The organism is Burkholderia sp. Bp9012 (assembly GCF_003853825.1).
Lineage (GTDB): Bacteria > Pseudomonadota > Gammaproteobacteria > Burkholderiales > Burkholderiaceae > Burkholderia > Burkholderia diffusa.
Genome location: NZ_QTQA01000022.1, coordinates 86,430 through 106,394 on the forward strand (window position 1 = coordinate 86,430; position 19,965 = coordinate 106,394).

Consider the following 19,965-nt stretch of genomic DNA (forward strand, 5'->3'; position numbering starts at 1 on the left):
TCCGGCGCCGCGCGCCCTTCATCCTTTTGGCCGATACCGCGCGGCGTGCGCAGCCCGCACCATGTGCACATGAGCAGCGTACAGGGCCCGCCGGGCCTGAAGCTGCGCGGGAGACGGCAGGTGGAACGACAGGACACGGTATTCATTCAGGTGGGCGCGCTCGCGGACGGCTTCGCGCCGGACGCGAACATCCTCTCGCCCGTGGACGAGCTCGTCGGGCGGTCGCTGGCCCTCGGCGACGCATCGGGCGCATGGCGCGTCTATACGTTCGAAGCGGGCGCGCTGCAATGGCGCGACGCGGCGACCGACACGGGCGGCCGGGCGCCTTGCCGTGTCACGCGGCTGCGCGACGACCTGTACTTCGTCGACTACATCGACCCGGCAGCACGCGCGACGTCGGTCAGTCTCGTGATCGACGTCGGCGGCGGCGTGTGGACGTCGGTGATCGGCACGCTGCCGACCGAAGCCGATACGCATGTCGACGCGTTCACGCGTGTCGCGCGCGGGCTGCCGCTGACGGGCGTCGATGCGACGTTCCGGCACGGCACGCTCGGCGGCCATGCGCAGCCGGGCCCGCTGCACGGGCCCACGCGCGAACTGATCGGCAAACGGACGATGTATCGCTACAGCCCGACCGAATGCTACGAGCACATTTACCTGAACGAGAACTTCTACGCATGGCAGTGTCTGCAGGGCGTCGAAGGCGGGCTGGCCGACGTGGACCGCTGCCATTACTTCAGGCTCGCCGAGCAGCTGTATCTGTTCGTATGGCGCGAGAAGGTGGTGCCGACGCTCGGCGTCGTGCTGATCGACCTCGCACAACGCAAGACGGACGGCAAGATCTTTGGATACCAGGGCGGCGATTTCGGCATGCTGTCGAATTTCCCGATCGGCGCGCATGCGCAGGTGCTGAACGAAACCGTGCATCCGCTCGCCGGCGAGGCGCAGCGATGAACGCCGTGCCGGGCAGCGGCCGCCTGCGTGCGGATTTCAGTGGCCGCGTGGTGCTCGTCACGGGCGCGGCGCAGGGGATCGGCGCGGCAATCGCGCGCCGCTTCGCGCAATCCGATGCATTCGTCGCGCTGGCCGATCTCAACGGCGATGCCGCTGCCGTGCAGGCGGACGCGCTTGCCAGCGCGGGCGGCGCTGCGCGTGCGTATCGCGTCGACGCCGCGAGCCGAGACGAACTCGTCGCGCTCGTCGCGGCGGTCGAGCGCGACGGTGGCCGGCTCGACGTCGTCGTTCATAACGCCGCGTACTTCCCGCTCACTCCGTTCGAGCAGATCGATGCGCCGCTGCTCGAGCGCACGCTGTCGGTCAACCTGTCGGCGCTGTTCTGGCTCGCACAGGCCGCGCTGCCGGCATTCGAGCGTGCGGGGGCGGGGCGGCTGCTCGTCACGTCGTCGGTGACCGGGCCGCGCGTCGTCTATCCGGGGCTCGCGCACTACGCGGCGTCGAAGGCAGGCGTGAACGGCTTCATTCGCGCGGCGGCGCTTGAACTCGCGCGCCGCAACGTGACGGTCAACGGCGTCGAGCCGGGGATGATCCGCACGCCGGCAGCCGGCAATCTCGGCGATGCGTCGGTCGCCGCGCAGATCGCGCGCGACATTCCGCTTGCCCGAATGGGCGAGCCGGAGGACATCGCGAACGCGATGCTGTTTCTCGCGTCGGCCGATGCGGGGTACATCACCGGGCAGACGATCGTCGTCGACGGCGGCGCGACGTTGCCGGAGAGCGGAGCCGTGCCGGGTGACGGGTAAGGGCCGCGCGCGCGATCGTGCGACGAGGGCCGTCGAATGGGCCGGCAGGGGCGCCGTCGGTGCGACCCGCGCACCGTCGCGCCGGTCGCGCCCGTCGCTACTAAAGCCAGCCGTTATGAATGAACTCGACGATCGAGTACCGGCGAGGTTCGAGTTCATGCTGCCGGACGGCCTCGACGATCCGCGACACGCCATCCGCGTAAGGCGACGCGCCGTACACGCGGGATTCGAATTGCAGGCTGCATGCGCCGTCCTCGATGCGGATCCGGTGGAACGCATGGCGGCCGAGCTGATCGTCGGGAATCTGCAAGGCGTCGCGCTGTTCGGCTGGGTCCCGCACGGAGTGGATGTCCTGCGCCGGAACGCCGAGCGACTGAGCGATGCCGACTGCGGTGCCGGGCACGGACGTCTTGCTGGCCTGGTGCGACTCCGTCACGCTGATGTGGCAGTCGCGAAAGAGATGGCCGCTGGTTTCCAGCATGCTCATGAACTTGAGCATCAGGATGTTCGTATTCGGACAGAGCACGACGGGGAAGTCGTGCGATGCGGTTTCGAGGTCGGAGCCGGTGGACAGCTCGACGAGCGGCGACCCCGTGGCGCGGCAGAATTCGATCGCGGCAGGCAGCTCGCGGCCGGATCCGGCGTGAACGACGATCGAACGGACGTTGCCACGGGCGGGGTCCGACCAGGCCATCACGCGACAGGTTGCCGGTGCGAGCCGGTGCGAGCCGAGCAGTTCGGTTGCCAGCTTGCCGGTGCCAACGACGAGTACTTGCATGGGATAGACGGATTGAGGTTCGGGGTTCGATACGGAAACGGCGCGGGTCGTTCGACGACCCGGCGCGATCACGGTGCACCGCGCGGCGCGCCGTGATCGCGCATTATGCCCGGCGGCCTGCCGCTGTGTGTGGTGCGCACCTGCACGGCCGCGGCGGATCAACAGATCGACCTCGTCGATGATGACGCATCCGTCGCAGCACACACGGAAGCGTGAACGGCGCTACGCTGCCGAAACACCGGCCGGGCATGCCCGTGTCGCGGCCGGCATCGCACCGAACCGCGTATCATCCAACCCCCTTCGACCCTGGAGAGCACATCGATGGAACACGACCTGAAAGGCAAGGCAGTCGCGATCACCGGCGGATTCGGCCACCTCGGCGTCGCAACAGCCGCCTGGCTCGGCCAGCGCGGCGCTCGCGTCGCGCTGATCGGCCGTGGCAGCGCGCCGGACGCGCAGGCGTTGCCCGGCGTGCCGGCCGATGCGCTGCGCCTCGGCGGCATCGATCTCGTCGATCCGCAGGCAGCTGCACGCGCGCTTGACACCGTGAATCGCGAATTCGGCCGGGTCGACGCGCTGCTGAACATTGCAGGCGCGTTCGTGTGGCAGACGATCGCCGATGGCGACGCGGCCACGTGGGACCGCATGTACGAACTGAACGTGAAGACGGCACTGAATGCGTCGAAGGCCGCGCTGCCGTATCTGGTGGCGAGCCCGGCGGGCCGCATCGTCAACATCGGCGCGGGTGCGGCGTTCAAGGCAGGCGCGGGAATGGGCGCGTATGCGGCCGCGAAGGCGGGCGTCGCGCGACTCACCGAGGCGCTGGCGGCGGAACTGCTCGATCGCGGCGTGACCGTGAATGCGCTGTTGCCCAGCATCATCGACACGCCGCCGAACCGTGCGGACATGCCCGATGCGGATTTCACGCGCTGGGTCCGGCCCGAACAGATCGCCGCGATGATCGGGTTCCTGCTGTCGACTGACGCGCAGGCGATCACCGGCGCATCGATTCCCGTGAGTGGTCGCGTGGCGTAGCGGCTGACGGGCGATCGCACTCGAGTACGACGTCAGGGCATGCGAAATCGCGCACGCGGAATGTGCGCGATCGCCGCGATGTCGATCAGCAGGTTGCACGGCTGCATACGGCCGGCGGCCTGCATGCCGCGGTCCATCACCGTATACTGGGCGTTCGACATCATGTGACTGAAGCCGTGACCAAGCCTGCCTCCGCGGATACGCTCGCCGACGATCCGCGTCCGACCCCGCCCGAACAACCCGAACTGGAAGACTGCTGCAACAGCGGCTGCTCGCCGTGCGTTTTCGACCTGTACGACGAAGCGCTGGCGCGCTATCGCGTCGAGCTGGCCGAATGGGAAGCGCGGCACGCGCAACTCAAGCATCACAAACGGGCTTGATGCCCGCAAGCGGTCGCGCATGCCCCGATTCGCCGCGGGCGATGTGTGGTCCGACCCGTGTCGTCACGCGCCGGCGCGCATGCGTCGATGCATCGGTCCCAGCGCGGCAGACAACGCGACGCACACGAGCAACACGACCGTCAGCGCCCACATCGCCGTCCTGAACCCCTGCACGTAGTCGAGCGCACCCGGCTGCGCGCCGAGCCGCGCGAAGAACAGCCCGCCAAGTGTCGCCGCCCCGACGGCCGCGCCGATCTGCAGCATCGTGCTGACCATGCCCGATGCAACCCCGGCGCGCGCCGCGTCGACTTCCGTGAGCACGATCCGCACGACCGACGGCAGCACGAGGCCTTGCCCGATGCCGATCGCCGCGATGCCCGCGTAAAAGCCCGGGCCGGGCGCGTGTTCGCCGGCCAGTGCGGCGGCGGTCGCGACGCCGGCCGCGAGCATCGCGAAGCCGAGCATGAGCACGCGATGGCCGCCGAACCGGTCGACGAGGCGCGGCATCAGCAGCGGGCTCGCGAGGAAGCCGATGCCGAGCGGCAGGATCGCCAGCCCCGACGCGAGTGGCGACCAGTCCAGGCAGCCCTGCAGATAGATCCCGTAGCTCAGGAAGAACGCGCTCAGCATGTAGAACAGGAACGCGAGCATGAGCCCGAGCACGACGACCGGATTGCGCAGCAGGCGCACGTCGAGCAGCGGATCGCGGCCGCCCGCGATCCGGCGCGCTTCGACCGCCAGCAGCGCGCCGAGCATCGGCAGCGCCCCGGCGATGCACGCGACCATCCACAGCGGCCAGCCCGCCTCGCGTCCGTGCGTGAGCGGATAGACGAGCATCAGCAGGAACAGCGACAGCAGCACCGTGCCGGGCACGTCGATACGCTGGCCGCGTGGCGGCCGGCTTTCCGGGATGAAGCGCCAGCTGCCAAGTAGCGCGAAGACGCCGATCGGCACGTTGACGAGGAAGATCGCGCGCCAGCCGAGCCCGAACGGATGGAGGCTGATCAATGCGCCGCCGCCCAGTTGGCCGATCACGGCCGCGAGACCGAACACGAAACCGTAGAAACCCATCACGCGCACCTGCTCCTGCGGGCTGAACACGCTGCGGATCGTCGCGAGCACTTGCGGTGCGAGGACCGCGGCGAACAGGCCCTGGAGCACGCGGCCGCCGACCAGCACCGCGCCGCTGCCGGCGAGCCCGCACAGCGTCGATGCGACGACGAAGCCGGCCATCCCGATCATGAACATCCGCTTGCGGCCGTACAGGTCGCCCAGACGCCCGCCGGTGATCTGCACGACCGCGTTCGCGCACGCGTAGGCCGACACGACGAGCTGCAGCTCGGACGGTCGTGCGCCGATGCCGTCGCGGATGGCCGGCAGTGCGAGATTCACGATGAAGTAGTCGAGCGGCGGCAGAATGGCGCCGACCAGCAGGACCACGAGCGCCCAGCCGTGATGGCTGCGCGGCGGTGCCTTGGCGGCCGTGCCGGCCGGCGCGCAAGGGGCGAGGGTGTTGTCGGTCATGAACGGAAGTCCGGAAGAATGAGGGCTGCAACGCATGTCGAAGCCCGTTGAACCGGGCGCGTGCGAGCCGTTGAACCAATATTCTGCGGATTGCCGATGAATCGGAAAAGCGGGAATTGGTGGTAGCATCCATCGGGTTATTCGATGGATGGAGAGGGCGATGCGCGGTTTCGACCTGGATCAGTTGCGCACTTTTGCGGCGGTGGCGGATGCGGGCAGCCTTACGGCGGCCGCGCCGGTGCTGCATCTGTCACAGTCGACGGTGAGCGAGCAGGTGCGCAAGCTCGAATCGCGCGCCGGCGTGCCGCTGTTCGTGCGCAGCAAGCGCGGCGTGGAGCCGACACCGGCCGGCGCACGTTTGCTGCAGCATGCGCGCCGCATCGTCGCGCTGAACGAGGCCGCGTTCGACGAAGTGCGCGGCCAGGCGATCAAGGGCGAGTTGCGCGTCGCGATCACCGATTACTACCGGACGCACGAAGTCGCGGGCCTGCTCGCGCGGTTGCGGGAGTGCTACCCGCAACTGAGCCTGCACGTGAGCGCGATGAAGAGCGCGGAGATCGAAGCCGCGCATGCGCGCGGACAGATCGATCTCGGCGTCGTGATGAACCTGTCGAGCGGCCCGTTCCGGCCCGCGTCGGCCGATACGCGGTGGGTGCTGCGGCGCGAGCCGCTGTCGTGGGTTGCATCGCCCGCGCTCGCCGAGCAGTTGCCCGAGCCGTTGCCGCTCGTGCTGCTGCCGGACGACTGCATGATGCATCAGATCGCCGTGCGCTCGCTCGACGAGCAGCACGCGCCGTATGTGCTCGTGCACAGCGCGTCGGGCGTCGCGGGGCTGCAGTCGATGCTGGCGGCGGGGCTCGGCGTCGGCTGCCTGTGCGCATCGGCGATCGGCGAGGGTCTCGTGCGGCTCGGCGCGAAATACCGGCTGCCGGCGCTGCCCGACGCCGTGTTCTCGCTGACGCCGCCGATGCCGGGCGAACGTGAGACGGTCACGCAGGCACGCGAGGTGCTGTCGCGGCAGTTGCTGATGTGACGCAGCCATGCGCGTCGGCGCAGGCGCACGTATTCGACGGGGGCGGCACCAATGAAAATATCGAGAGATTTCGGGATCGTCGTTCGACGCGCGGCGCTGGTCGAGAAAGCGGTCGACCTGTCCACGGTCATGCACGAATTCAATTTCGCCGACTATTTCGACGAGTCCGACCGGCTGGTGTCGCTCGGCCCGTTCTTCGGCGGCGACGCGGCCGATGCGTGCATGAGGTCGCTCGAGCGGCTCGGGCTGGTCTACTTCGACGATTTCTTCATCGTCGAGGAAACGTATCCCGGTTGGTGCGAGGTGGAAGCTTTCTGAACGTTGCGTAGCAGGGAACGATACGCATGAACGACGAACTGAAAAGCAATATGGCGGCGCGGCTGCAGCACGCGCTGGAGCGGGTGGTCGACGAGCGCTCGCTGATCCATTTCCTGCGCGTGCTCGGCCATGACTGGCACAAGGAGCGCCAGCTCGACGCCGACCTGCCGCCGTCGCCATTCGGGGCCGCCGCGCTCGGCTGGGAAAACCGCTCGATCGGCGAGTACCTGGAGGCGATGGTCGACTGGGCCGAGGCGTCCGAGGACGGGCTGCGCTGCTATGACCTGCCCGACAATCCGTGGCGGCGCATGGCCGACATCCTGTTCGCCGGCAAGATCCACGAATAGCGCATCGCGGCGACTGGCGGGCGCAGCGGGTTGGAGCGGCCTAGTCGGCCGTCCCTTCGGCATACGTGCGCAGCCCGGTAGCCAGTGCATCGAACACGGCCCGGCAACGCGGGCTCGCCCGCAGATCCTCGTGCATGACCACCCAGGTTTCCAGTTTCATCACGGGCCCGTCCGGCAGCACGCGCACGAGCCGCGCATCGCGCTGTGCGAGCCGGTTCTGGCAGAAGCCGATCCCGTAGCCGGCGCGAATCATCGCGAGCTGCGCGAGATTGCTGTCGGTGCGCAGCGCGAACGCATCGCGCTTCCACAGCGGCATCCCGCGTCCTGCCGAGCGGATGAATGGCGTCACCGTATCGAAGCCGATCAGCGCGTGATGCGCGAGTTCGTCCGTCGACGATGGCGTCCCGTTGCGCGCCAGGTAGTCGTCGCGGGCATACAGCGCGACGTCGATCTCGCCAATGCGCCGTGCGACGAGCGCGTCCTGCGCGGGCGGCGCCATCCGCACTGCGATGTCGGCCTCGCGGTTCAGTACGTCCTGGATGCGGTCGGTCGGCACCAGTTCGATGACGAGCCCCGGATGATCGCGCCGCAACTGCGCAAGCATGGGCGGCAGGACTTCGACCGCGATCACGTCGCTGGCCGAGATCCGCACGGTGCCGCGCACGCCCGCGCCGTGGCTCGCGGCCGCGCGCTCGAACGCGGCTGCCGCGCTGCGTAGCGCCTCGGCGTGACCTCGCAGCGCGAGCGCTGCCTCGGTCGGCAGCAGCCCCGACGGCGAGCGCGTGAAGAGCGTCTGGCCGAACGTGGCCTCGAGCGCCGCGACATGACGGCCGGCCGTTGGCTGCGTGATGCCGAGCGCGCGCGCCGCGCCCGACAGCGAGCCTTCCGTCAGCACGGCGAGGAAGGTGCGGTAGCGTTCCCAGTTCAGATCGATGGCCATACATAAATGTATAGCTAATCAATCATGTTCGGCAATTCCTTGCTAGGCGGCCTCGCGCCAGAATGCGTGCAGACAACGGTTCATTCACGGAGAACGACCATGACGGCAAACGCAGGCGGAACGCAACGACAGGCACTCGTGCTCGGCGCGAGCGGAGGCATTGGCGGCGAGGTCGCGCGTCAGTTGCGCGATGCCGGCTGGCAGGTGCGCGCGCTCAAGCGCGCGCTCGACGCCGAGACGGTGGAGCGCGACGGGATCGCCTGGATGCGCGGCGACGCGCTCGATCGCGAGGCGGTGGTCCGCGCGTCGCGCGGCTGCAGCGTGATCGTGCATGCGGTGAACCCGCCCGGTTACCGGAGCTGGTCGACGCAGGTGCTGCCGATGCTCGACAACACGATCGCGGCGGCGACGGTGGCGCAGGCGACCGTCGTGCTGCCGGGGACGATCTACAACTACGGCCCCGACGCGTTTCCCGTGTTGCGCGAAGAGGCGCCGCAGCATCCGGTGACGCGCAAGGGCGCGATCCGCGTCGAGATGGAGCGGCGGTTGCAGGCGGCGACCGCGCAGGGCGTCCGGACGATCATCGTGCGGGCCGGCGATTTCTTCGGGGGGCATGCGGGCAACAACTGGTTCGGGCAGGGGCTCGTCAAGGCCGGGCAACCCGTCGCGGCCATCAGCGTGCCGGGCCGGCCGGGCGTCGGCCATCAATGGGCGTACGTGCCGGACGTCGCGCGCACGATGGTCGAGCTGCTCGAGCGACGCGACACGCTGGCGCCGTTCGCGCGCTTCCATCTCGGCGGGCACTGGGACGCGGACGGCACGCAGATGACGCAGGCCGTGCGCCGCGTCGCGCAGCGGCACGGGATGCGGCCGACGGTGCGGCGATTTCCGTGGTGGCTTGTGTGGGCGGCGGCACCGTTCGTCACGACGATGCGCGAGATGCTCGAGATGCGCTATCTGTGGCGCGAGCCGCTCCGGATGGACAACGCGCGGGTGACGGCGGTGCTGGGCCGCGAGCCGATGACGCCGCTCGATACCGCGGTGGAGGCGGCGCTGGCCGGGCTGGGCTGCTTGCGATGACGGCGAGCGGGGCACGCGGATGGCGGGCCCGCATGCGGTTCATGTCCGTGATCGCATGCGCGCCTGCCACCTGCCGTCACGCGACGACCGGCAATACCTCGACCGCATACCGGTGCCGGAGGCTGCGCCCGAGCACCGGGTCGTGCAGTTCCATCTCGAATGTGTCACCGTCGCCCATCGCCGCGATCGCGCCGTGCACGGCGACCGTGCCGCCGAACATCGCGCAGCGCGCGGGCATCGTGCGCCGGTCGTCGAAGCGCTGCCACAGCGCATCGGGCGCGAGCAGCCCGCTGACGGCGCCGTGCTGATACGCGACGCGTTCTCCGCCAGGTCCGATCAACCATGAACGCATCTCGATCGCGTCCCAGTGATCGGCAACGTCCGCATGGCGCCACGCATCGCGGCCGAGCGGTTTCGCGCATACCTGCTTCGACACCGCGACGCCGTAGGCCTCGACTTCCCGATCCGTATGATCGGAACCGACCGTCACCAGCGTGCCGACCGGGCTGTCGATCAGCACGCACTCGATCTCGCCGCCCGAGCGCGCGCCGAGCACGCCGATCGACGCCGCCTGCGTGAGCAGCGCGGACGACACGCGATAGAAGCACGGCGTGGTCGACGGCGGCGCGACGCCGAGCGCCGCGAGTTCGTCGATGTGCGCGCGGATCGCGGCCGGATCGCGGCCGGCCCAGCCGGCAATCACGACCCGTTCGATCTCGACGTCGACATGAGCGGACGCACCTTGCGGGGACATCACGTTGAACGACAGGGCTTGCATGCGGGTATCCGTTTGAAGTGCGAATGAATGAAACGATCGGCAGGGACGCTCAATCCGCGAGCGGCCGGTGCGCGGTCTCGCGCGCGGCCAGCAGCGCGATCGACGTGACGACGAGCGACGCGGTGACGTACAGCGACACGGCCGTCGTCGTTCCCGTCTCGCGGAACAGCGTCGCGATCACGAGCGGGGCGAAGGCGCCGCCGACGATGCCAGCGAGCGTGTAGGCCAGCGACGAGCCCGCGTAACGCACGCGTGTCGGGAACTGTTCGGTGACGAACGCGCCTTGCGGGCCGTACATCGCCGCATGGATCACGAGGCCGATCGCAACCGCCGCGACGATCGCACCCGGCCGCGCCGAATCGAGCATCGTGAAGAACACGAACGCCCACACGATCCCGGCGACCGCGCCGGCGAGGTATACGGGGCGGCGTCCGAAGCGGTCCGACAGCGCGCCGAAGAACGGCACCGCGAGCGCGTTGCACGCCGTGCCGATCATCACGGCTGTCAGTGCGACGGGGCGCGACAGGTGCAGCACGGTCGTCACGTAGGTCAGCGTGAACACGACGATCAGCGCGTACAGCACGTCCGAACCGATCCGCGACCCGCCCGCGATCAGCAGACGCTTCCAGTGATACTTCAGCACGTCGGCGACGGGCACCTCGGCGGTCGCGTGCGATTCGGCGAGCTGCTCGAACTGCGGCGTTTCGTCGACGCCGCGCCGCAGCCAGAAACCGAACACGACGAGCAGCGCGCTGGCCGCGAACGGCACGCGCCAGCCCCACGACAGGAAGTCGCCCGACGTGGTCGACAGTGTCACGAGCGCGATGCAGCCGGTACCGAGCAGCGTGCCGAACGACGGGCCGATCTGCGTCCACGATGCGGACAGCCCGCGCCGCTTCTGGTCGCCGTGCTCGACCGACAGCAGCACCGCGCCGGCCCATTCGCCGCCGAGCGCGACGCCCTGCACGAAGCGCAGCGCGACGAGCAGGATCGGGCTCAGGATGCCGGCCTGCGCATAGGTCGGCAGCGCGCCCATCAGCGCGGTCGTGACGCCCATCAGCACGAGCGTGAGCATCAGCACCGCACGGCGGCCGATGCGGTCGCCGAGATTGCCGAACACGAAGCCGCCGAGCGGGCGCGATACGTAGCCGACCGCATAGGTCGAGAACGCGAGGATCGTGCCGGCCAGCGGATCGACCGACGGAAAGAACAGATGATTGAAGACGAGCGCGGCGAGCGTGTTGTAGATCGTGAAGTCGTACCACTCGAGCGACGTGCCGATCATGCTCGCGGTCGCGAGTCGGCTGTTGCGGACGCGGCGGGGTGCGTGGGCGGCGGGCTGGGCGAGAGTGCTCATGGTGTCGGGCATGTCGTGAAGGATGACGGGATGACGCGCGTGCCGATGACGGATGACGCGGCCGGTGGCGAAGTCGGGATTCAGGCCGGCAGGGCGGCGGCGGCCGCTTTCGTTTCGGCATCGCGACCGGCCGCCGGCGGCGGCGCGGCGGCGCGCCAAAGCAGGTCGAAGGTGCGCACTTCGTCGTGACCGGCGATGGCGGTAGCGATGGCGGTGGCGACGCGGCGGGTGGCCGCCGCATCGCTGCCCTCGATCAGCACGAGCGCGTCGGCGGCCGGACGCGCGGCCGCATCGGCACCGATCGGCGCGGACAGGTCCGGCACGGTGCGGAACAGCCGTGCCGCATGGATGCCGGGTTCGCTCAGCACCGCGTCGAAGCGCTCGCGCAGGTGCGGCACGTCGATGCGCTCAGGCTGCAGCACGAACAGCGCGAGATGCATGCCTTCGCCGTCGCCGGCCTCGATCGTCAGGTCGCCGACTCGCCGCTGCGTGCCCGTCATCCGTTCGAAGTTCGCGAGCGACCAGGCGGTCTGCCGCGTGAATGCGCGCCGATACGCGTCGCTGCGGAACACGTCGAGCGTGTCCGTCACGTAGAGCGCGAGGTATTTGCGCGGGCCGCCGTCCGTCGCGCGAAACCGTCGCGCATGCGTGAAGCCGGGAATCGCGACACGCTCCTGCATGTGCTCGCGGTCGTACCACGCGTTGAAATCGGCTTCGTGCGCGGGGTCGATGTCCGTCCAGACGCAGAGCTGGCCGTGTGGAAGGGAAAGGCGGGTCATGGCGGGTTCCTCGTGACGGGTGTGTCAGGAACCGCAGTGTCCCGAAGACGGGCCGTGCCCGTCCAACAAGAAAACAAATTCGCGGTGAACAGGTTTTCTTATGAGCGGCGCGGACGGCGTTTCGCCGGGGTGGCGGGCGGCGCGGATTCCGGCATGCGTTTTGCCGCTGCGGTCTGGGTTTTTCTTGCCGGGCGCACGGGAGCTTCGTCGACAGCCTCGGCCTTTGCCGATGCGCCCGTCTTCGCATGACTCGATGCGGCCGGCATCGCGCGTGCAACTTCGCTCGCCAGTTCCGCGATGCGCGCGGCGACCGGCAGGCCCTGCGTGCGATACGACGCGACGAGCGGCAGCGCGGGGAATTCGGGTTCGACGTCGAGCAGTTCGAGCGCGCCTTCCTGCAGTTCGCGCCCGATGATCGCGGGCGGCAGCGCGGCCACGCCGAAGCCGTCGGCGACGAGCCGGATCATCGCGGCGACCGACGTGATGCAGTTGATGCTGGCCGGCCGTTCGACGGCCGCGAACAGCCGCTCGATCGTTGCGTGAGGCCCCGAATGTCGCGAGAAGCTGATGATCGGATACGCGGCGAGCCGCGCGATGTCGAGCCGTTCGCCGCCGAGCCCGAGGCGCGGGCTGGCCGCCCAGCGCACCGGGAATTCGCACAGCGGCAGGTTCGTGAAGTCGGGGCCCGGCACCGGGTCGGTCTGCAGGATCAGGTCGACGCCGTCGGTGCTCAACAGGCGAATCAGGTGCAGCGTCGTATCGCTCGTGATTTCGACGTCGAGGCGCGGATAGCGCTCGCGCAATTGCGCCATCAGCGCCGGAAACCAGCTGTGAACGATCGATTCGATCACGCCGATCCGGATCAGGCCCGCGTCGCTCGCCGCGTCGATGTCGCGCCGCATCTCGCTGTCGAGCCGCACGATTCGCTCCGCGTAAGCGAGCATGCGCCGCCCCGCGGGCGTGAGCGTGGCCGAGCGCGTGTTGCGGTCGAACAGACGCACGTCGAACGCCTCTTCGAGCGACGCGATGCGGCTCGACACGGCCGCCTGCGTCGTGTGCAGTTTCTCGGCCGTGAGCCGGAAGTTCTCCAGCTTCGCGAGCCAGACGAAGGTTTCAAGAAACCGGATGTTCATCGAATTCCGAGCGGTGAGGCAGTGCCGCGCGGGGGCGGCGGGATCGGTCGATGTTAGCGGATTTCCGGGGCGTGAACGCGCGCCGTGCGTGCCGGGGCGGGGGGGCGGGCGTTCGAGTGCCGGAAGACACGCGCCCGACCTTGTGCGGCCGCCCGCAACGCGGTGTCACGTGGGCTTCGTGTATCCAGGCATCACGGCTTGTCGAACGCGAGCGTCGGCACATCGACGACCATCGCACCGCCGTCGGCCACGAGCGTCGCGCCGGTCACGAACGACGCGTCGGGCGAGGCCAGGAACGCGCACACGGCCGCGATTTCGTCCGGATCGGCCGCGCGCCGCAGCGGCACGTCGGCACTGACGCGCGCATAGGCGCCGTCGAGCGTGTCGCCGTGAGCGGACATCAGCGGCGCCATTTCCGCATCGGCCATCGGCGTGCGGACCCAGCCCGGGCACACCGCATTCGCGCGCACGCCGTGCGGCCCGTAGTCGCGTGCGAGCGAACGCGCGAGCCCGAGCAGTGCATGCTTGCCGACCGTATAGCCGCATACGCCGGGCCCGGCCGCGAGCGCCGCGATCGACGAGACCAGCACGATGCTGCCGCGCCGCGCGATCAGGTCGGGCAGGCATGCGCGTGCGCTGACGAACGCGGTGTCGAGGTTCGCATGCATCGCATCGCGCCATTGCGCGTCGTCGGTTTCGTCCGCGCGGCTGAGACCGTGGCCGCCCGCGCATGCGACGAGCGCATCGACGGGGCCGAACCGTGCAGCGATCTCAGGCAGGAAACGCGCCCAGTCGGCCGTGCTCGCGGCGTCGCCGGCGAGCGCGAGGCCGCCCGTCTCGGCGGCGAGCGCGTCGAGCGGCGCCCGACGCCGCCCGATCAGCGCGACGCGATCGCCGCGGGCGGCGAAGCGGCGCGCGCACGCGGCGCCGATGCCGGTGCCTGCGCCGGTGATCGCGATCGTACGGGGTTGCGGGTGCGTCATGTCGTTCTCCGGAAGGTGTCGTTTCCGGTCACTTTAGGTGGCGCCGACGCACGCCGGTATCCGCCGAAAGGATGAACGCATACCGGCCGGACGGGCGAGAGCGGTATCGCGCACCGGGCCGACTGGCCAGATCGCGGTCATTTTGCAAAAGCTGACGATGTCCGGCGCCGAATCGCTCTATCCTCCGTATTTTTGCGATGCGTCGCAAAAGCCCGGCAAAATGGCGCGGGCGCGCCCGCCCATCAGTGCGGGGCGCGACGGCCGCCCGATTCCGTCGTGCAAGCGGAGCGGCAGGCGGCAAGATCGGCGTGCGCATGCGACCGATACGGATACATCAGCTCTGCCGATGGCGCAGGGCGCGGTGGCTGATCGTCCGGTCGCGCATCGCGCGGCCGGACCATCGACAGGAACAGGGAGGGGCCGGCAATGAGGCTGGACGACGAAAGAGAAAGCGTGAACGTCGAGGATCGACGCGGCGGTGGCGGGTTCGGCGGCGGGCGCGCGACGATCGGCATCGGCACGATCGTGGTCGCGCTGGCTGCATCGTATTTTTTCGGGATCGACCCGCGCGTCGTGCTCGAAGGCGCGTCGGCGCTGCAGGGCCGGCAGCAGCAGGCCCAGCCCGCGCCTACGCAGCACCAGGGCGCACCGGCGAACGATCCCGGCGCGGTGTTCACGCGCAAGGTGCTCGGCAATATCGAGCGCACGTGGACGGGCGTCTTCAACACCCAGTTGCATGCGCAGTACCAACCGCCGAAGCTCGTGATGTTCACGAACTCGACGCCGACCGCGTGCGGCACCGGCCAGACCGCGATGGGGCCGTTCTACTGTCCGGGCGACCACAACGTGTACATCGATCTCGGCTTCTACGACGAACTGCGCAAGCGGTTCGGCGCGGGTGGCGATTTCGCGCAGGCCTACGTGGTCGCGCACGAAGTCGGCCATCATGTGCAGAACCTGCTCGGCATTTCCGACAAGGTCGATGCCGCGCGCCGCCGTTCGAGCGAAGCGCGCTCGAACGCGCTGTCGGTGCGGATGGAACTGCAGGCCGACTGCTTCGCCGGCGTGTGGGCGAACAACGCGCAGCGCGCGAACCAGCGGCTGATGGAGCCAGGCGATTTCGAGCAGGGGCTGAAGGCGGCCGCCGCGATCGGCGACGATCGGCTGCAGCAGCAAGGCCAGGGCTACGTCGTGCCGGAGAGCTTCACGCACGGCACCAGCGAGCAGCGTGTGTACTGGCTGCGGCGCGGGATGGAATCGGGCGAAGTGAGCGCCTGCGACACGTTCGCCGCGAATGCGCACTGAGATTCACTGACAGGGCGGCGCGCGCATGGTGCCGCGCCTTCGTTTCGAGGCCGCCCGCGCGGCCGCTCCGGAAACCTCGCCGATCGTTCCGATCGCGCTCGATCGGCGTGCGCGATGTTCCGCGCCGTCTTCGACGTCCATGCTCGGTCCTGCGGCTCACGGCGCATGCCTTCCCGACGCAGATTCCGTCGTCGGGACACGGCCGGTGCGTGCGATGTCTCGCGCCACCGTCGACGGCCATCGTCGACCGCAGGGTTCGCGGCGCATGATGTCCTGACGTCGATTCGGTTGTCGCAACACGGCCGGCGCGTCCGCCATCCGGCACCAGCAGACGAATTGCCGATTTGTGCTCACCGGCCCATTTTCGGCGCCGGTAGGCTGGCCCGAACTTCGACGCGTGCGGCCGCCGGCCGCTCCCATCATGCCGACCTCATCCGTTCCCGCCGATCACGAAGCCGCCGACTGGCAGCGCGCGCTGCGCGCGTGCGTCGATGCGTTCGACGCGTTTGCGAGCCCGTCCGCGATCGTGTTCTACCGGCTCGACCTGAGCGGAGAGCCGGCCGATTTCGAGCTGTTCGGCATGCCGGAGTCGATGCATCGCACCTACATCGCGCGCTACCGGATGCTCGATCCGCTGCACCCGTCGCGCTGCGCGGCAGGCGCTCACGCGGTCGTGACGCTCGCTTCCCAATTGCCTGAGGAAAGACGCGATGCATCCGCATACTGGACCCGTTTCCTGCGGCGGCACAATGTTGCCGACGTCGTCGAGATCTGGCTGCGCGACGACGCGGGCCGGACGATCGGTGCGTTTTCGCTGCTGCGCTTCGGGAAGGGCGTAGCGGGCGGTGGCGTCGGCAACGGCACGGCGGGCCGGTTCGCGCCGGGCGAGATCGACGCGCTGGCACGGCTGCAGCCTGTTGCCGAAGCCGCGCTGAGCCCGCTGCTGCGCGCACGGCGCGGGATTCACCGGATCGATTGCGAGGCGCGGCTGACCTACCGCGAGGAACAGATCGCCCGCCTCGTACGCGACGGCCGCTCGAACAAGGAGATCGCGCGCGATCTCGCGCTCGGCCAGCCGACCGTCAAGACGCATCTGATGCGGATGTACCGCAAGCTCGGCGTGTCGAACCGCACCGAGCTGGTCGGCACGTTGTTCCTGTAGTTTTTCCGCATCCGCACCAGCATGCATCCCGCGCCATTCATCTGACGATAGCGCGGCGCTCGCACGCCGCCATTCCCCGTTCCCGGCTCACCCGCGTTTCGATCCCCCGCGCGCTTGCCAATTTGCGCTCACGGGGCGCGATCCCTCGTCGATACAGTGGTTCGACACCCGCATGCCGGAGCGCACGCGGCCCAGCCACGACAATCATCGAGACGCCCATGAGCACCACAAACTTCGTCACGGTCAGCGACACCGTGCGCACATTCGTCGCACGCGATTTCGGCCTTTTCATCGACGGCGCCATGCAACCCGCGCACGCGGCCGCGCGACTCGACGTGTACGACCCGGCGACGGGCGAGCGGCTCGCGACGGTCGCGGATGCCGACGCGCACGACGTCGACCGCGCGGTCGCCAGCGCGAAGCATGCATTCGACACCCGCGTGTGGAGCGGGCTGCGCCCGGCCGACCGCGAGCGCATCCTGCTGAAGCTCGCCGACCTGATCGAAGCCGATGCCGAAACGCTCGCGCAGCTCGAAACGCTGAACCAGGGCAAGTCGATCCACGTGTCGCGCGCGATCGAGGTCGGCGCGAGTGTCGAATACGTGCGCTACATGGCCGGCTGGGCGACCAAGATCACCGGCCAGACGCTCGACGTGTCGATCCCGTTCCCGCCCGGCGCGCGCTATACGGCCTATACGCGCAAGGAGCCGGTCGGCGTGGTCGCCGCGATCGTGCCGTGGAATTTCCCGCTGATGATCGCCGTGTGGAAGCTGATCCCGGCACTCGCGGCCGGCTGCACGATCGTGCTGAAGCCGTCGCCGGAAACGCCGCTCACCGCGCTGCGCCTCGCCGAACTCGCCCGCGACGCCGGCGTGCCGCCCGGCGTGTTCAACGTCGTCACCGGCGGGCGCATATGCGGCGCCGCACTGTCGAGCCACCCGTCGATCGCGAAGATCTCGTTTACGGGTTCGACCGCGACCGGCAAGCTGGTTGGCGCGGCGGCCGTGCAGAACATGACGCGCTTCTCGCTCGAACTCGGCGGCAAGAACCCGATCGTGATGCTCGACGACGTCGACGTCGCGCAGGCGCTCGACGGTGTCGCCGCCGGCGCGTTCTTCAACCAGGGGCAGGTGTGCGCGGCCGCGTCGCGCATCTACGTGCACCGCAGCAAGTTCGCGCAACTCGCGGACGGCCTCGCGGGCGTCGCGCAGTCGATGAAGCTCGGCGCGGGCCTCGACACCACCGCGCAGATCAACCCGCTCGTCTCCGCGCACCATCGCGACAAGGTCGTCCAGCACATCGAGGGGGCGCGCCGCGCGGGCCTCACGTTCCTCGCGGGCGGCACGCCGGCCGACGACCTGCCCGGCTACTACGTGAAGCCGGCCGTGATCGCCGATCCGCATCCGGACAGCGCGATCGTGCGCGACGAGGTGTTCGGCCCGGTGATCGTCGTCGTGCCGTTCGACGATGCGGCCGACGCCGTGCGCCTCGCGAACGCGTCGCCGTACGGCCTCGCCGCGAGCATCTGGAGCAACGATCTGAAGCGCGTGATGAATCTCGTGCCGCAGATCGAGGCCGGCACCGTGTGGGTGAACTGTCACATTCCGCTCGACCCGTCGATGCCGTTCGGCGGCTACAAGCAGTCGGGCATCGGCCGCGAGTTCGGCCAGTACGCGATCGAAGGCTTCACCGAAACCAAATCCGTGTGCATCGCGCACTGACGCGCGGCATCCGTTCCGAACACCCCGAAAACCTCGAACCCCGATCCTCTAACGCGAGCGATCGCGGTTCAAACGATCCGAAAGTGGAGACTGCAATGAGCTACAACGAAGCGAAGTTCTGGCACCCGATGCTGCACCCGAACGAAATGAAACAGCGCAAGCCGATCCGCATCGTGCGCGGCGACGGCTGCTACGTGTTCGACGAAACCGGCAAGCAGCTGGTCGATGGCGTCGCGGGTCTGTGGAACGTGAACGTCGGGCACAACCGCCAGGAAGTGAAGGATGCGATCGTGCGCCAGCTCGATGAACTCGAATACTTCCAGCTGTTCGACGGCATCTCGCATCCGCGCGCGGAAGAGCTGTCGAAGAAGCTGATCGACATGCTGGAGCCGGAAGGAATGCGCCGCGTGCTGTACAGCTCGGGCGGCTCCGACTCGATCGAGACCGCACTGAAGATCGCGCGCCAGTACTGGAAGGTGCGCGGCCAGGCCGATCGCACCAAGTTCATCTCGCTGAAGCAGGGCTATCACGGCACGCACTTCGGCGGCGCGTCGGTGAACGGCAACACGGTGTTCCGCCGCAACTACGAACCGAACCTGCCCGGCTGCTTCCACGTCGAGACGCCGTGGCTGTACCGCAATCCGTTCACGCAGGATCCGGAGGAACTCGGCCGGATCTGCGCGGAAATGCTGGAGCGCGAGATCCAGTTCCAGAGCCCCGACACGGTCGCCGCGTTCATCGCCGAGCCGGTGCAGGGCGCGGGCGGCGTGATCGTGCCGCCGGCCAACTACTGGCCGCTCGTGCGCGAGGTGTGCGATCGCTACGGCGTGCTGCTGATCGCCGACGAAGTCGTGACGGGCTTCGGCCGCAGCGGCAGCATGTTCGGCAGTCGCGGCTGGGGCGTGCGCCCGGACATCATGTGTCTCGCGAAAGGGATCTCGTCCGGTTACGTGCCGCTCGGCGCGACGACCGTGAACGCGCGGATCGAGGACGCGTTCGCCGCGAACGCGGATTTTGGAGGCGCGATCATGCACGGCTACACGTACGCCGGCCACCCGGTTGCCTGCGCGGCCGCGATCGCGAGCCTCGACATCGTCGTGAAGGAAGACTTGCCGGCGAACGCGGCGAAGCAGGGTGCGTATCTGCTTGAAGCGCTGCAGTCGTTCCCCGAACGCTTCGCGGCGGTCGGCGAGGTGCGCGGCAAGGGGCTGATGCTCGCGCTCGACCTCGTCGCGAACAAGCAGACCCGCGAGCCGATCGACCCACTGTCGGGCTACGCGAACGCCGTCGCGGAAGTGGCGCGCGAGCATGGCGTGCTGGTGCGCCCGGTCGGCACGAAGATCATCCTGTCGCCGCCGCTCGTGATCCAGCGCGAGCAGCTCGACCGGATCGTCGACGCGCTCGCGGCGGGCTTCGAGGCCGTGCCATTCGCGTGAGGCCGTAAAGCGGGAATCGCGTGACGCCGAACCGGCGGTGGAGGGCGGGATAACCCGTTCTCCACCGCCGGTTTGCCGATTTGCGCTATGACCGGATTATTTTGCCTGCGTATTTT

At 68.9% G+C, this 19,965-nt stretch carries 22 protein-coding genes; 12 read left to right on the top strand and 10 right to left on the bottom strand.

Going from position 1 to position 19,965, the window contains the following annotated elements; genetic code table 11:
• The first annotated feature begins 120 nt into the window (after positions 1-120).
• Together DIE11_RS26740 and DIE11_RS26745 are read left to right on the top strand one after the other, a co-directional pair.
• A complete protein-coding gene (locus DIE11_RS26740) occupies positions 121-954 on the top strand; it encodes a molybdenum cofactor biosynthesis F family protein (protein WP_124628269.1) in 834 nt (277 codons plus the stop codon).
• Positions 951-1,760: an SDR family oxidoreductase gene (locus tag DIE11_RS26745; RefSeq protein ID WP_124628207.1), complete on the top strand. Its 810-nt coding sequence runs from the start codon at positions 951-953 to the stop codon at positions 1,758-1,760. The genes DIE11_RS26740 and DIE11_RS26745 overlap by 4 nt, the downstream gene beginning before the upstream one ends.
• 100 nt (positions 1,761-1,860) lie before the next feature.
• Here DIE11_RS26745 and DIE11_RS26750 read toward each other — a convergent pair whose 3' ends face one another.
• On the bottom strand, positions 1,861-2,538 hold the full coding sequence (locus tag DIE11_RS26750; protein WP_124628273.1) for a dihydrodipicolinate reductase C-terminal domain-containing protein: 678 nt from the start codon (positions 2,536-2,538) through the stop codon (positions 1,861-1,863).
• 321 nt (positions 2,539-2,859) lie between these two features.
• Here DIE11_RS26750 and DIE11_RS26755 point away from each other — a divergent pair, with 321 nt between their 5' ends.
• Positions 2,860-3,573, top strand: coding sequence for an SDR family NAD(P)-dependent oxidoreductase (locus DIE11_RS26755; protein WP_124628209.1), 714 nt, complete (start codon positions 2,860-2,862; stop codon positions 3,571-3,573).
• 32 nt (positions 3,574-3,605) lie between these two features.
• Here the strand turns inward: DIE11_RS26755 and DIE11_RS37090 are convergent, their stop codons facing one another.
• Positions 3,606-3,737, bottom strand: coding sequence for a hypothetical protein (locus tag DIE11_RS37090; RefSeq protein WP_260437182.1), 132 nt, complete (start codon positions 3,735-3,737; stop codon positions 3,606-3,608).
• Between the two features lie 12 nt (positions 3,738-3,749).
• Here DIE11_RS37090 and DIE11_RS26760 point away from each other — a divergent pair, with 12 nt between their 5' ends.
• Positions 3,750-3,953 carry an oxidoreductase-like domain-containing protein gene (locus DIE11_RS26760; RefSeq protein WP_059600306.1) on the top strand — a complete coding sequence of 68 codons (204 nt, stop codon included), beginning with the start codon at positions 3,750-3,752 and terminating at the stop codon, positions 3,951-3,953.
• Between the two features lie 63 nt (positions 3,954-4,016).
• Here the strand turns inward: DIE11_RS26760 and DIE11_RS26765 are convergent, their stop codons facing one another.
• The gene (locus DIE11_RS26765; RefSeq protein ID WP_124628211.1) at positions 4,017-5,477 is read right to left on the bottom strand and encodes an MFS transporter; all 1,461 of its coding nucleotides are present in this window, start codon (positions 5,475-5,477) and stop codon (positions 4,017-4,019) included.
• A 160-nt stretch (positions 5,478-5,637) separates the two neighbouring features.
• On the opposite strand from DIE11_RS26765, the gene DIE11_RS26770 reads away from it, so the two are divergent.
• From DIE11_RS26770 to DIE11_RS26780, 3 genes are read left to right on the top strand one after another with little or no spacing between them, the layout of a single operon-like run.
• The gene (locus tag DIE11_RS26770; protein WP_124628213.1) at positions 5,638-6,510 is read left to right on the top strand and encodes a LysR family transcriptional regulator; all 873 of its coding nucleotides are present in this window, start codon (positions 5,638-5,640) and stop codon (positions 6,508-6,510) included.
• Positions 6,511-6,561: 51 nt separating this feature from the next.
• Positions 6,562-6,828 carry a hypothetical protein gene (locus DIE11_RS26775; RefSeq protein ID WP_124628215.1) on the top strand — a complete coding sequence of 89 codons (267 nt, stop codon included), beginning with the start codon at positions 6,562-6,564 and terminating at the stop codon, positions 6,826-6,828.
• 26 nt (positions 6,829-6,854) lie between these two features.
• The gene (locus DIE11_RS26780; protein WP_124628217.1) at positions 6,855-7,175 is read left to right on the top strand and encodes a hypothetical protein; all 321 of its coding nucleotides are present in this window, start codon (positions 6,855-6,857) and stop codon (positions 7,173-7,175) included.
• Positions 7,176-7,215: 40 nt separating this feature from the next.
• Here DIE11_RS26780 and DIE11_RS26785 read toward each other — a convergent pair whose 3' ends face one another.
• Positions 7,216-8,115 carry a LysR family transcriptional regulator gene (locus tag DIE11_RS26785; RefSeq protein ID WP_124628219.1) on the bottom strand — a complete coding sequence of 300 codons (900 nt, stop codon included), beginning with the start codon at positions 8,113-8,115 and terminating at the stop codon, positions 7,216-7,218.
• A gap of 99 nt (positions 8,116-8,214) precedes the next feature.
• Here DIE11_RS26785 and DIE11_RS26790 point away from each other — a divergent pair, with 99 nt between their 5' ends.
• On the top strand, positions 8,215-9,195 hold the full coding sequence (locus DIE11_RS26790; protein WP_124628221.1) for an NAD-dependent epimerase/dehydratase family protein: 981 nt from the start codon (positions 8,215-8,217) through the stop codon (positions 9,193-9,195).
• A 76-nt stretch (positions 9,196-9,271) separates the two neighbouring features.
• Here the strand turns inward: DIE11_RS26790 and DIE11_RS26795 are convergent, their stop codons facing one another.
• The 5 genes from DIE11_RS26795 to DIE11_RS26815 all read right to left on the bottom strand — a co-directional run bounded on the left by DIE11_RS26795 (position 9,272) and on the right by DIE11_RS26815 (position 14,225).
• Positions 9,272-9,973, bottom strand: a complete 702-nt coding sequence (locus tag DIE11_RS26795) for a DUF2848 domain-containing protein (RefSeq protein ID WP_124628223.1) — start codon at positions 9,971-9,973, stop codon at positions 9,272-9,274.
• Positions 9,974-10,022: 49 nt separating this feature from the next.
• Positions 10,023-11,342, bottom strand: a complete 1,320-nt coding sequence (locus DIE11_RS26800) for an MFS transporter (RefSeq protein ID WP_124628225.1) — start codon at positions 11,340-11,342, stop codon at positions 10,023-10,025.
• Between the two features lie 68 nt (positions 11,343-11,410).
• Positions 11,411-12,109, bottom strand: coding sequence for a DUF4286 family protein (locus DIE11_RS26805; RefSeq protein WP_124628227.1), 699 nt, complete (start codon positions 12,107-12,109; stop codon positions 11,411-11,413).
• A gap of 98 nt (positions 12,110-12,207) precedes the next feature.
• Entirely contained in the window at positions 12,208-13,242 is a 1,035-nt protein-coding gene (locus tag DIE11_RS26810; RefSeq protein WP_124628229.1) for a LysR family transcriptional regulator, read from the bottom strand.
• Between the two features lie 191 nt (positions 13,243-13,433).
• A complete protein-coding gene (locus tag DIE11_RS26815) occupies positions 13,434-14,225 on the bottom strand; it encodes an SDR family NAD(P)-dependent oxidoreductase (RefSeq protein ID WP_124628230.1) in 792 nt (263 codons plus the stop codon).
• A 426-nt stretch (positions 14,226-14,651) separates the two neighbouring features.
• Here DIE11_RS26815 and DIE11_RS26820 point away from each other — a divergent pair, with 426 nt between their 5' ends.
• Positions 14,652-15,530: a neutral zinc metallopeptidase gene (locus DIE11_RS26820; protein WP_059599167.1), complete on the top strand. Its 879-nt coding sequence runs from the start codon at positions 14,652-14,654 to the stop codon at positions 15,528-15,530.
• A gap of 3 nt (positions 15,531-15,533) precedes the next feature.
• Here DIE11_RS26820 and DIE11_RS36555 read toward each other — a convergent pair whose 3' ends face one another.
• Positions 15,534-15,671, bottom strand: coding sequence for a hypothetical protein (locus DIE11_RS36555; protein ID WP_185633825.1), 138 nt, complete (start codon positions 15,669-15,671; stop codon positions 15,534-15,536).
• A gap of 280 nt (positions 15,672-15,951) precedes the next feature.
• Here DIE11_RS36555 and DIE11_RS26825 point away from each other — a divergent pair, with 280 nt between their 5' ends.
• The 3 genes from DIE11_RS26825 (at position 15,952) to DIE11_RS26835 (ending at position 19,849) form a co-directional block, all read left to right on the top strand.
• Complete coding sequence (locus DIE11_RS26825; RefSeq protein WP_124628232.1) at positions 15,952-16,692, top strand: helix-turn-helix transcriptional regulator; 741 nt, start codon at positions 15,952-15,954, stop codon at positions 16,690-16,692.
• A 218-nt stretch (positions 16,693-16,910) separates the two neighbouring features.
• A complete protein-coding gene (locus tag DIE11_RS26830; RefSeq protein ID WP_124628234.1) occupies positions 16,911-18,413 on the top strand; it encodes an aldehyde dehydrogenase family protein in 1,503 nt (500 codons plus the stop codon).
• A 95-nt stretch (positions 18,414-18,508) separates the two neighbouring features.
• Positions 18,509-19,849, top strand: coding sequence for an aspartate aminotransferase family protein (locus tag DIE11_RS26835; RefSeq protein WP_124628236.1), 1,341 nt, complete (start codon positions 18,509-18,511; stop codon positions 19,847-19,849).
• Positions 19,850-19,965: the final 116 nt, after the last annotated feature.

Excerpts from the sequence above, each read along its gene's own strand:
- DIE11_RS26785 (WP_124628219.1), bottom strand. The coding sequence starts at position 8,115 with ATGGCCATCGATCTGAACTGGGAACGCTACCGCACCTTCCTCGCCGTG.
- DIE11_RS26830 (WP_124628234.1), top strand. The coding sequence starts at position 16,911 with ATGAGCACCACAAACTTCGTCACGGTCAGCGACACCGTGCGCACATTC.
- DIE11_RS26810 (WP_124628229.1), bottom strand. The coding sequence starts at position 13,242 with ATGAACATCCGGTTTCTTGAAACCTTCGTCTGGCTCGCGAAGCTGGAG.
- DIE11_RS26805 (WP_124628227.1), bottom strand. The coding sequence starts at position 12,109 with ATGACCCGCCTTTCCCTTCCACACGGCCAGCTCTGCGTCTGGACGGAC.
- DIE11_RS26835 (WP_124628236.1), top strand. The coding sequence starts at position 18,509 with ATGAGCTACAACGAAGCGAAGTTCTGGCACCCGATGCTGCACCCGAAC.
- DIE11_RS26765 (WP_124628211.1), bottom strand. The coding sequence starts at position 5,477 with ATGACCGACAACACCCTCGCCCCTTGCGCGCCGGCCGGCACGGCCGCC.
- DIE11_RS26800 (WP_124628225.1), bottom strand. The coding sequence starts at position 11,342 with ATGCCCGACACCATGAGCACTCTCGCCCAGCCCGCCGCCCACGCACCC.
- DIE11_RS26795 (WP_124628223.1), bottom strand. The coding sequence starts at position 9,973 with ATGCAAGCCCTGTCGTTCAACGTGATGTCCCCGCAAGGTGCGTCCGCT.
- DIE11_RS26775 (WP_124628215.1), top strand. The coding sequence starts at position 6,562 with ATGAAAATATCGAGAGATTTCGGGATCGTCGTTCGACGCGCGGCGCTG.
- DIE11_RS26770 (WP_124628213.1), top strand. The coding sequence starts at position 5,638 with ATGCGCGGTTTCGACCTGGATCAGTTGCGCACTTTTGCGGCGGTGGCG.
- DIE11_RS26745 (WP_124628207.1), top strand. The coding sequence starts at position 951 with ATGAACGCCGTGCCGGGCAGCGGCCGCCTGCGTGCGGATTTCAGTGGC.
- DIE11_RS26790 (WP_124628221.1), top strand. The coding sequence starts at position 8,215 with ATGACGGCAAACGCAGGCGGAACGCAACGACAGGCACTCGTGCTCGGC.
- DIE11_RS26815 (WP_124628230.1), bottom strand. The coding sequence starts at position 14,225 with ATGACGCACCCGCAACCCCGTACGATCGCGATCACCGGCGCAGGCACC.
- DIE11_RS37090 (WP_260437182.1), bottom strand. The coding sequence starts at position 3,737 with ATGATGTCGAACGCCCAGTATACGGTGATGGACCGCGGCATGCAGGCC.
- DIE11_RS26750 (WP_124628273.1), bottom strand. The coding sequence starts at position 2,538 with ATGCAAGTACTCGTCGTTGGCACCGGCAAGCTGGCAACCGAACTGCTC.
- DIE11_RS36555 (WP_185633825.1), bottom strand. The coding sequence starts at position 15,671 with ATGGACGTCGAAGACGGCGCGGAACATCGCGCACGCCGATCGAGCGCG.
- DIE11_RS26825 (WP_124628232.1), top strand. The coding sequence starts at position 15,952 with ATGCCGACCTCATCCGTTCCCGCCGATCACGAAGCCGCCGACTGGCAG.
- DIE11_RS26780 (WP_124628217.1), top strand. The coding sequence starts at position 6,855 with ATGAACGACGAACTGAAAAGCAATATGGCGGCGCGGCTGCAGCACGCG.
- DIE11_RS26755 (WP_124628209.1), top strand. The coding sequence starts at position 2,860 with ATGGAACACGACCTGAAAGGCAAGGCAGTCGCGATCACCGGCGGATTC.
- DIE11_RS26820 (WP_059599167.1), top strand. The coding sequence starts at position 14,652 with ATGAGGCTGGACGACGAAAGAGAAAGCGTGAACGTCGAGGATCGACGC.